The following is a 14,258-nucleotide window of genomic DNA, read 5'->3' on the forward strand; positions in this document are numbered from 1 at the left end:
ACTAGTTTGATTGTGTTATAAATTTATTAAATCGCACTATAAAAGGATATCTTCATATGCATTTTGAACAATTACTTCAGCAAGCTTCAAAAATTGGAAATTCAGACAATACCGAACAATCAACAAGCACAATGCAATTCCCAGAAAACTGGTGTCAGGGCAGAACTGCTTTTGGTGGGCTTTCGGCTGCGCTGTTATATCAAGCAATCAGAGGCAAGGTAACGGATGATCGTCGCTTACTTTCACTCAGTACTAATTTTGTAGGGCCATTACTTGCCGATACCTCTTTTTCATTGTCTGTTGAAATACTGCGCCAAGGTAAAAGCAGTACACAGGTACTCGCCAAAGCGATTCAAAATGAACAAGTGTGCGTAATTGTACAAGCGTGTTTTGCTAAAAGTAGAGAGTCGGGTATTAATGTGCCTGTTTCGAAGTCTTTGGGTTTAAAGCCAGTAGATGAGCGCCACACATTACCTTTTATAAAAGGTCAGATGCCTGAATTTTTCCAACATGTTGATTTGTGCCCACAGCAAGGTGCTATGCCATTTAGTAGTGCAGAAACCTCTCATTTAGGTGGCTGGATGCGCTTTAAACATACGCCCGAACAAATAACTGAAGCCCATGTGATTGCATTGACCGATGCATGGCCGCCAACACTTTTACAAATGTTTAAACAACCCGCTCCTGCAAGTAGCATGTCGTGGTATTTAGAATTTGTGCAAGAGCCAAACTTAACACCTGGAGAATGGCTTGGCTTTGAAGCAATTACTCATCATTCAAAAGATGGTTACGGTTTAGAGGATGGCTGTATATGGTCGCAGTCGGGTGAGCTAATAGCGCTTACACGTCAAACAGTGGCTTTATTTGATTGATGAATGGGTTTGGCCTTCATCAACAATCCTTTTATAAGTACCATTTTGCTTGATGAGCGCCAAACCAATATCAAACTCAGTAGCTAAAGAGAAGTTGTTAAAATAAGCAGGTCGATCTGCTTTTGGAAATAAAGTGTAAATTTGCACAGCTTCGGGGGATTTATGCCGATTGTAGTAATGGTAAAAAATACGCTTATCTAACACAATTACATCAACCCAACCTTTTAACAGCTTATCTACCTGCGCTTTTTGATTAATAACCTCTTGATATGAGCTAAAGTGTTTAACATTCCTTTTAAATATAGGAGGCAGATATGCCGTTGCATTTTGAAAAGCAAGAACGTTTTTATTAAACATGCCTTCTATTTTATCAATGTTATATTTATTTCGCTTGAGTGTAATGGCCACATTTTCATAACTAAGTACCGTTTTACTTGGATAAATACCCGCACTAATTCCTCCAGCATAATTTAAAAGTATATCTACTCCTTTATTATGTAATTGATGCTCAGCGCGTTTGTTCGACATATATTGCACATTAATATTAGCAAATCCATTGGCCTTTAACGCGGCTTTTATTAAATTTAGGTGTATACCCGAGTCCGTTTTTACAAAAACATAGGGGGGAATTGATGCGCTCGCAGCGATCATTACCTCTCGCTCTTTATTAATAGCCACAGCATTTTGCGAGCAAATAAAAAGCCACATTAATATGTAGTAAAAATAATATTTCACACGCTTCCTTTATATAACGAACAGCTTGATAGCAGAACGCGTTGTATTAATGTATTAAATATAGCAAAATTGAAGAAATATTCTTCTTGCTTGGTATTAAATTGCAAACTGTATGCCCCTGCTGCGATCTGATCATAGATATACCTCGCATAATCGCAAAACAAATGGCGATATGCCCGCATTGCCACCATAAACTTTGCGAAGCCGATGTTAATCACGATAGTCGTATAGTTGCACTAAGCTTTAGCGCACTATTAATGTTGCTGAGCAGTATGTTTTACCCTTTTATTTCTTTTAGCAGTAGTGGTATTACTCAAACTATTACACTGCCCGACGCGGCTCGAATTTTATTTAATTACGATAGTGAACTGCTTGGCTTATTTATTGATTTGAGCATTATTGCTCTGCCTATGGGTTTGCTTCTTATTTTAATTCCTTTGCATCTTGGGCTTTTAAAAACATTACCAGAGGGCATAGCAAGGCGACTACTAAAGTTCACCCTTGCGTTAGAGCCCTGGATTATGTCGGAAATATTTTTAATTGGCGTACTTGTTAGTATGGTTAAAATCATGTCGCTGGCTGATATTAGCTTTGGCACGAGTTTTTGGGCTTATGTGGGGTTTGTTATTTTATATATAGCCGCGCTTGTTCACTTAAATCGCCCACGCTTATGGGCTCAAATAAAGCCTGTAAAAGTACTCGAAGGCGCAGAGCATGCTAAACGTGCAATAGATGAAAATATTAAAGCCTGCCATGTGTGCCATCAACTATGTACCGGTAATATTTGTCAGCGCTGCCATACAAAAACGCACGTTAGAAATCCTTACAGCGTACAAAAAGCAGCCGCTTGGCTAATTACCTCTGTTGTTTGTTATATTCCAGCTAATGTGTTGCCTATTATGCATACCACTAGTCTTGGGGATGAATCCCCTTCGACTTTAATTGGTGGTGTTATTACTCTTTGGAAAAGTGGCTCCTACCCTATTGCCGCTATTATATTTTTAGCCAGCGTTGTGGTGCCACTTGCTAAAGCTTTTGTGTTGAGCTTTTTATGCTTTATGGTAACGAGGCCTGCCAATAGACATACAAAAAGTTATACCCGAATTTATCAACTGACTGAGTTTATTGGAAAATGGTCGATGATAGATGTATTCGTGGTTGCTATTTTAGTTGCCTTAGTTCAACTGGGTAATTTAATGTCAGTAACACCAGGATTAGGCATTGTATTTTTTACAGTTATGGTAATATGCCAAATGATGGCTGCCCATGCCTTTGACCCACGCTTGTTGTGGGATTCCCCTAAAAACAAAAAATCAGAGAACAAAGCATGACCGAAACTGCCGAAATAACAAAAGAACCGAAAATTTCCGCTATCTGGATCATTCCGGCAATTGCGCTGTTAGTGGGCATGTGGATGTTATACCAATACCAAGCTAATAAAGGCCCTACAATTTTTATCGAGATGCCACAAGCTGAGGGCATTATTGCAGGTAAGACTGAAATAAAAGTGCGCAGTGTAAAAATAGGTCAAATTGATCATGTTCGACTATCAGACACCCAAGACAGCGTTATTGCCCGTGCGCAAATAGACAAAAACTACAATAACTTATTAACTGATGATGCCAAAATTTGGGTCGTAAAACCACGCATTGATGAAACGGGTATTAGCGGAATGAGCACGCTATTATCTGGTGTATATTTAGAGTTTTCACCCGGTGAAAGTAAAGAGCTAAAAGAGCGTTTTAAATTACAAGACGAACCCGCCCTCATTGGTAAAGATGTGAAAGGTGGCCGTTTCAAATTAATGAGTTACAACGCTGAAGTGCTTGATGTGAGTACTGGTATATTTTTCAAAAATTACAAAATAGGTCAAATAGAAACCGCCACTTTTGATTGGGAAAACCAAGCAATGAAGTACGGCGTATTTATTAAAGAACCTTATCAAAATCTCATCACCATGAACTCTATTTTTTGGGTGAACGCAGGGATTGAAATTGACCTATCTGCCGATGGCATCAATATTAATACGGGCTCTTTAAGTAAACTTTTAAAAGGCGGCATTTCGGTTGGCTTACCTGAGCAACAGGCCCCGGGTGAAATAGCACAAGATGGGCATAGCTTTTCATTAAGCCAAAGCTATAAAGAAGCGCTAGAAGAGCGCTTTTACGATTTTGATTACTACCTCATTGAATTTGAACAATCAGTTCGAGGACTACGCACAGGTGCTCCTGTCGAATATAGAGGTATGCGTGTAGGTACTGTTGTTGAAACCCCTGCCAATGTAATTATTGACGGTAAACCTGCCCACTTTAGAAACCATAATACGGCGGTTCCAGTACTTATAAAAGTAGAATACGGACGCTTGTATCACGACAGTGCCTCAGCTAAAGAGTATTGGCAAGGTAGTTTAAAAGGCTGGATTGAAAGTGGTATGCGCGCCTCGTTAAAGCCTGGTAATTTATTAACGGGTGCAGTGTACGTTGATTTTGATATATACCCAGATGCACCGCAAGCGCACCTAGGTAAACTTGTGCAGTATGATGTTTTTCCGAGTATTTCTAGCGGCATAACCGTATTAGCAGACCAAGTCTCTGACGTACTTAATAAAGTAAATAACTTAAAAGTTGAAGATAGCTTAGAACAAATGCAAGCCACATTTACCGATTACCGAGCGCTTGCTAATGAAATGCGAGAGCTACTAAGCCAAAAAGATACACAAAACTTACCAGGCGACTTTAATCGTAATTTCGAAAAGATGACAAAAAGTATGGAGCAGTTTGAAGTAACTATGCGCCAATTTGATAAAACCATGGCCAGTTACCAAGCAGGTTCTGAACTTCATCATCAAATACAGCAAACATTAAAAGAGTTTAAACGTTTAAGCGAGGGCCTACAGCCTCTAACTCGCGGATTAAACGAGCAACCTAATATGCTAATTTTTGATAAATCATTACCAGCAGATCCAAAACCAAGGAAGCAATAATGAAATCGTTATTTTTAACTGCAAGTTTATTATTACTATTGGCAGGTTGTAGTTCATCAATACAAACTGCGACACAGTATTACCAGTTTGAGCAGCCTATTGGTGCCTCTTCTCGAAATGTGACAGACACAGACGCACAATTAAGAATACAAACAGTTGTACTTAGAGGTGCTTTAAATAATTTAGGTATTGCTATGAAAATAGATAGCAACCAAATTCATGCCGCAAATTACAACCTGTGGGGCGAATCGCCGGATGTAATGCTCACTGCAACAGCCCAGCAAACTCTTTTTAATGCTATGCCAAATTGGATGGTAATAAAGGGCTTACCGGTCATTACCGAACTCGATCAGCAAACGTTTTATGAGCTTGAATACGAAATTCACCACTTTAATGGCGATATGGAAGGTAACGCTGATATTTCAGGGCTTTGGCGTTTATATTACACACACCCAGAAACAGGCCGACGTCTTATAAGTATTCATAATTTTTCAAACCTAGTACCTATAGATGATGATGGATACGACGGTTTAGTTTCAACGCTTGAAGCAACATGGCTAAATATAAACCTAAATGTTGCAAAACAAATAGAACAAGCAAGACTTTAATCATTAAGTGAAAATATAATTACGGCGGTTTTATCATCATTGATAACCGCCTTGCCCTTTATTTTAAAGCCCAATTTTAACAACACATTCTGCGATGCCCTATTATCTGGTGATGTTATTGCACACAGTTTTGTAATTCCAAATTCATGCTTATGTTGCAAAAGTGCGCTGGCCGCTTCAAAAACATAACCCTTTTTTTCAAAACCGCTTACAAGTGCAAAACCTAAATCAGGTTGCAGTAACGCGGCGCGTTTATAAAACCCAACAACGCCAACCACTACAGCATTATGCAAAGTAATAATGTAAGGCCCAAAGCCTTGGTATTTATGAGAAGCAATAAATGACTAGGGCCTGTTGACCTTTCAGGATTAAAATTTGTTCAATCTAGGGGCGATTTAATCGCGGCGTGAGGTTTGTAACCTAGTGGGCTAAGTAAAAACCGAGCAACAAAGAGTTAATTGCCCCTAGGTAGAACCCTTCGGGCAGCGCATGTTTGGCATTTATGCTGTGTTATCGCCTATTTATGGGGAATAACCACACTACATAGGCTCTGCCTTGCCTAAATACCAAACATACTGCTGCAAATTTAACCTCGAAAGATAAACAGGCCCTATAATATACGACTGGCATCATCAAGGGTATAAATTGCTTTATCACCAATATGCTCTATGAAACTCGCCTGATTAACTAGCTTAAGTAAAATAGCTGCATCAAGCTCATTTGCATGGCGCAACAACAGTCGATTTGTTTTAAATACAGCGTTCAATGTAAGCTCCTCTAAAAAACTTTGTTTTGCATGTAACTTTTTGTTGACTGAAATTAAAAAGCGGATTATTTTTGCGCCGATGTTTTTACAGGCACAACAATAGCGGTTTGCACTCCTTGCACCGTCTGGCGCCAAAGCCAACGCGTTTCACTTAAGCCGCTATTTAACATAACTGTTTATGTGTCCCTCCCTCGCGTACAAAAGCAGTGACTTGGAAGGTGATTTTACAACAAACTTATCATCTTCTTTGTTTTTGTATAAGCAGTTTAAAAATTAATACTATTGTAATTTTTATACATGCTTTTAATTTTGTGAATACTTAAATGCTTGAACCTTCTGCGTTGAGTTTACTACCACCGTTAGTGGTGGTTGTATTGGCTGTTGTATTACGCCGCCCTATTTTATCTTTACTTATTGGTGCTTTAGTTGGTTTAGTTATAGCCGATCCTGCACAGGTACTTACTAACTTTGCGAGTACATCGCTAAAAGTGATGACAGACGAAACCATTGGCTGGCTAATACTTGTATGTGGTGGCTTTGGCGCTTTAATCGCGCTATTAGTGCGCACAGGTGGCGCATCGGCTTTTGGCAAGTTAGCCCTTAAATACACTAAAGGTAAGCGTTCATCTTTGTTTATGACCTTTTGTTTGGGTGTAGTTATTTTTATTGATGACTACTTAAATGCGCTTACCGTGGGTGAAACCATGAAACGCATTACCGATAAATTTAAAGTGAGCCGTGAGATGCTTGCCTATGTTGTAGACTCTACTGCTGCACCAATTTGTGTACTTGTCCCTTTATCTACCTGGGCGGTTTTTTTTGGTGGCTTACTCGTAGATAACGGTATTGCTGAAGAAGGCAAAGGGATTGCAGTTTATATCCAAGCCATACCGTATATGTTTTATGCGTGGTTTGCAGTGCTTGTTGTTTTACTTGTTGTGCTGGGTATTATTCCTGCGATTGGTCCAATGAAAAAAGCAGAACAAATGGCACAAATTGAGCAAGCTCAAGTCGACCCTGCTCAATACAATGACGTTCAAACAGCGGATGAATATGCAGTAAAAGCAGCTGAAGAAAACTTTGAAGATGCTGATCCTAAAGGTAAATTACGTAACTTTTTGGTGCCGATTATTTTACTGGTTGCATTTACTGTTTACTTTGAAATAGACGTATACAAAGGCTTACTAGCAACAATGGCGGTCACTCTCCCGTTTTATGCGCTACAAAAATTAATGAGCGTAAGTGAAATGATTGAGCGCATGCTTGATGGCTTTAAAAGTATGATCCCCGCTATTGGTACTGTTATAGCTGCGTTTATATTTAAAGATGTATGCGACTTAATTGGTTTACCTCAGTTTGTTATTGGCAGCTTAAGCCCTTATATGACTGCTGCATATTTACCAGCCGTGGTATTTATTTCAATGGCTATTTTAGCGTTTGCAACAGGGTCTAGCTGGGGTATTTTTGCTGTATCAATTCCGATTGTTATGCCACTGGCAAATGCGGTTGATGCAAACATACCACTGGTCATTGGTGCGCTATTATCGGCTTCTTCTTTTGGTAGCCAAGCGTGTTTTTACTCAGATTCAACCGTACTCGCAGCGCAAGGCTCTGGTTGTAATTTAATGAGCCATGCCGTTACACAATTGCCTTACACGCTAATTGCTGCGGCATTAGCTGTTATAGGCTTTTTGATAATGGCATAAATTAGCTGAATAAATAAAAACCCCAATGTAGTGATACATTGGGGTTAATTTTAGCTACATAAATAAAGCTTATTTTTGTAGTTTAATACCATTGTAATAGGCATCAAGCGTTGTGATTTTAGTTTGATTTGGTAAATCGGCAAAGTCACTTTCTATAAACTTAGTACCACGTAATTGCACATTTAAACGTGCCGCATTAGGATTAAGCATTGTTTGCTTGTAGTAGTCTTTTATATCTGCAAGCGTTACTTTTTCAACTTCATCAATCAGCTTTTGCTTAGAATCAAAGGTAAAATTTTCACGGTACCAATCGTTTATAAGTGGGCTCATTTCGTCACTTAAGTTTTTAGGCTGCTCTTTAAGCGATACTAAGGTTGAATTTTTAAGCTGCTCAAAAGTCTCTTCGCTCATGTTATCAAGTTCAACTGCGTATTCTTTTTTAAACTTATCAAAACGAGCTTGTATTTCTTTAGGACCTTTAACCGGTGTTTGAATATACAAACCAATTGCTGAGTAATCCTCGATTGGGCGAGCTAATGCACCTACTGCGTATGCAAGTTGCTCCTCAGTACGCATTTTATCAAACGCAACTGTTCTAAAGTGGCTTTGTAATACAGCCGCTTCTGCTTTTTGTTTGTAACCCGCAACAGGGTGAACGGTCATATCAACCACCGCTACATCAGCTACATCTATATCTTTTTGCAGTACCAGCGTTTCGCCCAGTTGAGGCAACCACGCTTTGCTGCGCGCAAATTCACTGCGTTTATGGTTGCTTGGTAGCGTTGCACTTAATTCGTCTGCAATCGCGTCTATATCTTGCTGATTGTAGTTACCGTAACTAAATACGCGTAAATCGTTTTGTGCAAACGTAGCTGTTTTTAATTGTGCTAAGTCGGCAACACTCACTGAGTCAGCGGCTTTAATAAGCGCGTCTGTATCAAAACCACCTGTACGCGTTAGTTTTGAATACTCGCCAAATGCTTGTGCATACGGAAACTGTTTTTGTTGGTTTAGTAAATTACGTTTAAAGCGATCAACTGCTTGGCTAAATGCTTGTGCTGTTTCATCGGCTTTTAATCCGGTTAAAGCTTGTTTAAGCAATACATCTTGTTTATCTGTAAAACCACTCATAGATAAAACAAGGCCATTACTCGGCGCAAGGCTTACACTCATACCAGCGATTGCTGCTTCGGTACTTAACTGACTTTGTTGAATATTGTATAAATCAGCCCAAACAGAATAAAGTACTTCTGCTTTAATATCGTTCAAACCTGGTTGAGTATTTATATAAACTTCAACAAGCCCTTTTGGCTGCTCTGCAAATTTTTGACTTGCTTGGCGCCATACTTTTACACCATTTTTATCGTAAGCAAGCTCAGGATGTTTTTGCTCTTTAAATGCTTGCGTTTTTATTGCAAAATTTTCAGGCAATAAATTGTTTACAGTTGGTAGTGCTAACTTAAATTCGCTTGGTTTTTTCCAGCTGGCAATTTCATCATCGCTAATATCACTAATGCGGTATTTGCCGTCGTAAAAGTGTAGTTGTGAGTCTGTCTCTTCTTGCTGCGATACATACCAAATACGAAGAGTATCGGCATTTAATTGCTCAAGTACTTTATTTACAGCATCAGCGTCAAATTTTGCATAATAGTAAGGTGCATTAATAGCGTGATTTAACGGATAGTCTTGCATGCTTTGCGTAAGTGAGCTTACATAATTAAACTCATCACCTTTTTCTAAAAACTTAAACTGGTTATTTAGTGATGTACGAATTTCGTTGAAGTACTTGCTATCAACGCCCTCTTTTTTAATTAAATCGATGTACTGCATAATAGTCGCAACTATTTCGTCACGATTTTTCATGCCTTCATCTGTAAGCTCTGCGTTTACGTTTAATGACCCGTAGTTACCATATTGATTTGGTGCAGCTGAAGCTGACAACTGAGATACCCACCCTTTGTCACGAAGCAATTGCGCTGGGCTGCCCGGCATTTCATTACTTAGTAAATACGCTACAAATCGGTTTGGTTTAAGCGCGAATTCGCTATTATTATTAGCAATGGTGAAATCAAGTTGTAGTTGTTTTACATCTTCATTTGGTGCATAAAACACGCGTTTTCCGCCAGCGTTATCAAAATCAAGTTTTGCAGTCACTGTTGGTTTTTCTATGTTTTTATTTTTTATATCAGCAAAGTATTTTTGTGCTTTTTGCTCCATTTCAGCAATAGGTAAATTAGAAATAAGCGCTACTTTCATGACATTTGAAGAATAATATTTATTATAAAAATCAACCGTTTCTTTGTGAAGAGAACTATTTTCTTTGTCACCAAGTGTTTCTAGGTTACCAATTAAAAAACGATTAGCTGGGTGATCGCCCATCATTTTACGCGCTAGTTTAAATTGACCAAAAAAGTCCATTTCGCGACGCATTGACCACTCTGCGTTTACTGCATTTTTTTCTTTGTCTGTGTATTCAGGGTATAACTTAGGTGCTTTAAAAAAGTCGGCAAAACGGTCTAGCCCTTCATCAAACGCGTCGTTATTAATTTTAAACATGTAATTAGTAATATCGAGCCAAGTATATGCATTGTGCGCGCCACCATTTTTGGTCATAAAATCAGAATACCCTTTTGTATCTGGGTAACGATCAGTGCCTAAAAACAGCATGTGTTCTAAATAATGCGCCATACCCTGTTGCGACATCGGGTCGTGTAGTAAACCAACACCTACACTTAGTGCCGCTGCTGACTTTTCAGCACCCGGATCAGACACTAAAATAACTTCAATGTCGTTTGCTAATTTAAGTGTTTTATATTCGCGGTTATCGTTAGGACTTACAACTAACGTGTCTGATAATAAAGAGGCCGGAGGCGCCACAGAAACCGAAGCTGTATTTGAACAACCACTTAAAACTGCAAGTGCGATAGCACTAAAACCAATAATCTTTTTCATTTTTGTTTTCCATTAAAAAGTATTGCGCAAAATAGCGTGCGCCAATTCAAAGCAATATAGTTAAGCTAAACTAACATTTTCAATTAATAACTTTCTACAAAATAACGCTATTTTGTGTAACACATTGTGAAAAATGTCTTCATAATCGGTTATTAGTTGCGAGTCTGCCAACCTTCGAGATTAAAAATCATTCAATATCAAAAAATACGCAAATTCTAAATAATAATAAGGAAAAACAATGGAAAAAATCATCATACTTGCCATGTTTGCACAAGTTACGCTTTCACTGGTTGTCATGCTCATTATGGGTAAAAGGCGCTTTGCAGCAGCTAAAAACAAACAGCTTGATTTAAGCGATTTTAAAACAATGCAGTTAGATAAGGCTGGCGACACTATCAGGGTTGCAGATAGAAACTTTTCAAATCAGTTTGAAATACCTGTACTTTTTTACGCGGGATGTTTACTTGCACTACAGCTAAATAGCGCCAGTACACTTGTGGCTGTACTGGCCTGTTTATTTGTAGCAACACGTATTGTGCATAGTGTTATTCATTTAGGTGAAAATAACGTACGAGCACGTTTTAAAGTGTTTTTACTAGGTTGTGTTTGTGTGTTTTCAATTTGGCTAGCGATGGTTTGGCGAGTGTTACTTTAAATAGCAAAGTTTAATAATGGTAATGTGGGCGGCTGGTTTACGCCATCCACATTACCATTAATTTTAATTATTTAGCACGTTTTAAACGAGGAACCGCAAGTAAAAAAGCACCTAACAGCCAAATTAACCCGCCGCCAGAACTGCTACTAGAATCTGTTGATGAGTTAGAATCAATTAGCGTATTTTCAGTAACAGTAAGACCTGCGGCTGAATTAGGATCATCATCCATTATCGCCACATTTTGAATAGTCACTAAATTAGCACTGCTAATTGTTACATCAGTGCTTGCACATTGTTCAGCAGTAATACCAACAACGGGTGTTTCACCACAGTGTACTAATGCTGCAATTTTATCTAACGTTGATTGGCTTGCTGCAGTAATTTGTCCAAACACAGTAAAGCCACCGTTTTGGGTATCAAGTGCTGCACTATTGTCTGTAATATTAAAAAACCACTGGCTCGTTGCACTATCAGCATTACCCGATAGTTTAGCCATCGCAATGGTGCCCTTAACATTAGAAAAAACGGGTTCATTTTCTACAGCAGGTTTTGTGGTAATCGCATCTAGCGAGTCAGAAAATGTAAATCCCCCCCCTTGAATAACAAAGTTACTAACAGAGCGGTGAATTACTGTTTCGTTATATGAATCGTCTTGAACGTAACTTAAAAAATTTGCAACTGTTTTAGGTGTTTGTTGATCAAACAAGTTAATTTCTATGACACCTTGGCTCGTGTTCATTTCGACAATAGTGGCAGCACTTGTAAAGCTTGCTGCGGCGAGTACTGAGCCAAGTAAAAGTTTTTTCATGTTGTATTCCTGTTGTTATATTTTTAGATAATTGTTAATGCGTTAACACATTAATGCCATAGGCGATTAAAATCGATTCTAAAGTGAGAGTTGATACAAATTAGACCGTGTTGATAACAAATTAATTACATATACCATTACTTATATTCTTTTTAGCTATATAAATCTAATTATTTAAAATTAAATCATCTTAAGAGTATGGCTACTTTTTGTTACCTTTATAAAACACAAAACAACAGGATCTTATAATGCCACACACTAAACATGCAATTTGCGACTTTGGTTTACACAAAGGCGAACCCTATACAAAACTGCCAGCAAGCTTTTTAACCTGGATGATAGGTACTAATCACCATAAGCGAGAGTATGCGAATACGGAGTTGAAGCGTCGTGAACGTGCTGCCACAAACCAATTAACAGCCCCTTCCAAATAAAATGTAAAATAAGTACGTTTTTTTAGCATAGAACTAGTTTAAACTAGCTGCCTGATAAATTAAGTAGACCTTAATCCATAGGTATTTTATGCGTATAATTATTTTATTTTCGGTTATTTTTAGTGTACTTGGATGCACATCTCCTGCTCCTGAATCCGTGTTTAGCGCTACCCCGACTAAATATTTAACTGTTCTTCATACTAATGATAACCACGGGCGTTTTTGGCAAAACGAAAAAGGCGAATACGGTATGGCCGCTCGCAAAACGTTAATTGACTCTTTACGCAATAAAGCTCAAAAGCAAGGTCATGCAGTATTACTACTCTCTGGTGGTGATATAAATACAGGTATTCCTGAGTCAGACTTACAAAAAGCAGAGCCTGACTTTAAAGGAATGTCGCTGATTGGTTACGATGCAATGGCATTGGGTAATCACGAATTCGACAACCCTATTGATGTATTGAAGCAACAGCAAAAATGGGTGAATTTTCCTTTTCTATCAGCCAATATATTTGAAAAGGAATCAGGCGAACACGCGTTTGATAGCTATAAAATATTCAAAAAGAATGGATTAACTATTGCTGTTATTGGTTTAACAACAACCGACACAGCTAAAATTGGTAATCCTCAGTATATTGGGCACTTAGAGTTTAAAGACCCTGTTGACGTTACAGCAAAACTAGCTAAAGAAATAAAAGCTAAGTATAACCCTGACATTACAATCGCCCTGACTCATATGGGTCATTATGTTGATGCTAGCTTTGGTATTAACGCACCCGGTGATGTAACACTTGCTCGCTCACTTCCTGCAAACACCCTTGATATGATCATTGGTGGCCACTCTCAAGAACCTGTATGTATGAGCGATACAAATGTAAATGACGATAGCTTTAAACCAGGTCTTGCCTGTAAACCAGACCAACAAAACGGTACTTACATTATGCAAGCCCATGAATGGGGTAAGTATGTTGGTAGAGCTGAGTTTAAGCTTGAAAACGGAAAATTAACGTTACTAGACTACAAACTGATGCCAGTTAATTTGTATGTAGATAAAGTACAAGCTGATGGCTCAACTAAAGAAGTGTTAGCAAACGAGTACATTAAACCAGACTCAAAACTTGAATCTTATTTAGCGGTATATCAAGCAAAAGGCGCTAAACAAATTGAAGGTACTATAGGTGAAGTTGATGCTCGCTTAGAAGGTGACAGAAACAAAGTTCGCTACCAACAAACAAATCTTGCACGCGTAATTATTCAAGCTCAAATGGATGTAGTGGGTGCAGACTTTGGACTAATAAGTGGTGGTGGTATTCGCAGCTCAATAGAGGCTGGTGAAGTGAGCTATAAAGATATTTTAAAAGTACATCCTTTTAAAAATCGTATTACTTATATGGATTGGCAAGGCAGTGATTTATGGGACTATTTAAATACAGTAACGAGCTTCCCACCGGATGCTGGCGCTTATTTGCAATACCATAAACTATCGTTTGAGCGTAAAAATAATCAGTTAGTTAATGTTGTTATTAACGGCCAACCTTTGAACAAAAATAAAACTTACCGTATGAGCTTAAATAGCTATAACGCATCAGGCGGTGATGGCTATCCTGCGCTTACAAATAAAAAAGGCTTTGTTAGTACAGACGAAACAGATGCCCAAGCACTTCAAGATTTTATATCAAAAAACAGCCCTCTTAAAACGGCTGAATTTACTCCTAAATAGCCTCTAATAATAGGAAAGT

13 protein-coding genes are annotated in these 14,258 nt (G+C 38.4%); 8 read left to right on the plus strand and 5 right to left on the minus strand.

What is annotated here, in order from left to right; genetic code table 11:
- Positions 1–56: 56 nt before the first annotated feature.
- Complete coding sequence (locus tag I6E85_RS00160; protein ID WP_024593153.1) at positions 57–872, plus strand: thioesterase family protein; 816 nt, start codon at positions 57–59, stop codon at positions 870–872.
- Here the strand turns inward: I6E85_RS00160 and I6E85_RS00165 are convergent.
- The gene (locus I6E85_RS00165) at positions 861–1,550 is read right to left on the minus strand and encodes a transporter substrate-binding domain-containing protein (protein WP_308807807.1); all 690 of its coding nucleotides are present in this window, start codon (positions 1,548–1,550) and stop codon (positions 861–863) included. The two genes, I6E85_RS00160 and I6E85_RS00165, sit on opposite strands and share 12 nt — an antisense overlap.
- A gap of 221 nt (positions 1,551–1,771) precedes the next feature.
- Here I6E85_RS00165 and I6E85_RS00170 point away from each other — a divergent pair, with 221 nt between their 5' ends.
- From I6E85_RS00170 to I6E85_RS00180, 3 genes are read left to right on the plus strand one after another with little or no spacing between them, the layout of a single operon-like run.
- Positions 1,772–2,938: a paraquat-inducible protein A gene (locus tag I6E85_RS00170; protein ID WP_010553945.1), complete on the plus strand. Its 1,167-nt coding sequence runs from the start codon at positions 1,772–1,774 to the stop codon at positions 2,936–2,938.
- A complete protein-coding gene (gene pqiB, locus I6E85_RS00175; RefSeq protein WP_007582433.1) occupies positions 2,935–4,590 on the plus strand; it encodes an intermembrane transport protein PqiB in 1,656 nt (551 codons plus the stop codon). The genes I6E85_RS00170 and pqiB overlap by 4 nt, the downstream gene beginning before the upstream one ends.
- Complete coding sequence (locus I6E85_RS00180; RefSeq protein WP_007582431.1) at positions 4,590–5,198, plus strand: PqiC family protein; 609 nt, start codon at positions 4,590–4,592, stop codon at positions 5,196–5,198. Before pqiB ends, I6E85_RS00180 begins: the two co-directional genes overlap by 1 nt.
- Here the strand turns inward: I6E85_RS00180 and I6E85_RS00185 are convergent.
- Both I6E85_RS00185 and I6E85_RS00190 read right to left on the minus strand, forming a co-directional pair.
- The gene (locus I6E85_RS00185; protein WP_308807808.1) at positions 5,195–5,536 is read right to left on the minus strand and encodes a GNAT family N-acetyltransferase; all 342 of its coding nucleotides are present in this window, start codon (positions 5,534–5,536) and stop codon (positions 5,195–5,197) included. The genes I6E85_RS00180 and I6E85_RS00185 overlap by 4 nt on opposite strands.
- 272 nt (positions 5,537–5,808) lie before the next feature.
- Positions 5,809–5,964 (minus strand): hypothetical protein, encoded by a 156-nt coding sequence (locus I6E85_RS00190; RefSeq protein ID WP_231620984.1) that lies wholly within the window; start codon positions 5,962–5,964, stop codon positions 5,809–5,811.
- Positions 5,965–6,287: 323 nt separating this feature from the next.
- Here I6E85_RS00190 and I6E85_RS00195 point away from each other — a divergent pair, with 323 nt between their 5' ends.
- Complete coding sequence (locus I6E85_RS00195; protein WP_165724927.1) at positions 6,288–7,670, plus strand: Na+/H+ antiporter NhaC family protein; 1,383 nt, start codon at positions 6,288–6,290, stop codon at positions 7,668–7,670.
- Positions 7,671–7,739: 69 nt separating this feature from the next.
- On the opposite strand, the gene I6E85_RS00200 is transcribed toward I6E85_RS00195, so the two are convergent.
- A complete protein-coding gene (locus tag I6E85_RS00200) occupies positions 7,740–10,622 on the minus strand; it encodes an insulinase family protein (RefSeq protein WP_197236439.1) in 2,883 nt (960 codons plus the stop codon).
- A gap of 238 nt (positions 10,623–10,860) precedes the next feature.
- Here I6E85_RS00200 and I6E85_RS00205 point away from each other — a divergent pair, with 238 nt between their 5' ends.
- Positions 10,861–11,277, plus strand: a complete 417-nt coding sequence (locus tag I6E85_RS00205) for an MAPEG family protein (RefSeq protein WP_024591809.1) — start codon at positions 10,861–10,863, stop codon at positions 11,275–11,277.
- A 67-nt stretch (positions 11,278–11,344) separates the two neighbouring features.
- Here I6E85_RS00205 and I6E85_RS00210 read toward each other — a convergent pair whose 3' ends face one another.
- On the minus strand, positions 11,345–12,085 hold the full coding sequence (locus tag I6E85_RS00210) for a peptidylprolyl isomerase (RefSeq protein WP_024591810.1): 741 nt from the start codon (positions 12,083–12,085) through the stop codon (positions 11,345–11,347).
- Between the two features lie 248 nt (positions 12,086–12,333).
- On the opposite strand from I6E85_RS00210, the gene I6E85_RS00215 reads away from it, so the two are divergent.
- Both I6E85_RS00215 and ushA read left to right on the plus strand, forming a co-directional pair.
- On the plus strand, positions 12,334–12,519 hold the full coding sequence (locus tag I6E85_RS00215) for a hypothetical protein (protein WP_024591811.1): 186 nt from the start codon (positions 12,334–12,336) through the stop codon (positions 12,517–12,519).
- A gap of 88 nt (positions 12,520–12,607) precedes the next feature.
- A complete protein-coding gene (gene ushA / locus I6E85_RS00220; protein WP_197236440.1) occupies positions 12,608–14,239 on the plus strand; it encodes a bifunctional UDP-sugar hydrolase/5'-nucleotidase UshA in 1,632 nt (543 codons plus the stop codon).
- Positions 14,240–14,258 lie beyond the last annotated feature (19 nt).

It is taken from the genome of Pseudoalteromonas sp. NZS71 (assembly GCF_015864715.1).
GTDB classification, from domain to species: Bacteria; Pseudomonadota; Gammaproteobacteria; order Enterobacterales; family Alteromonadaceae; genus Pseudoalteromonas; species Pseudoalteromonas arctica.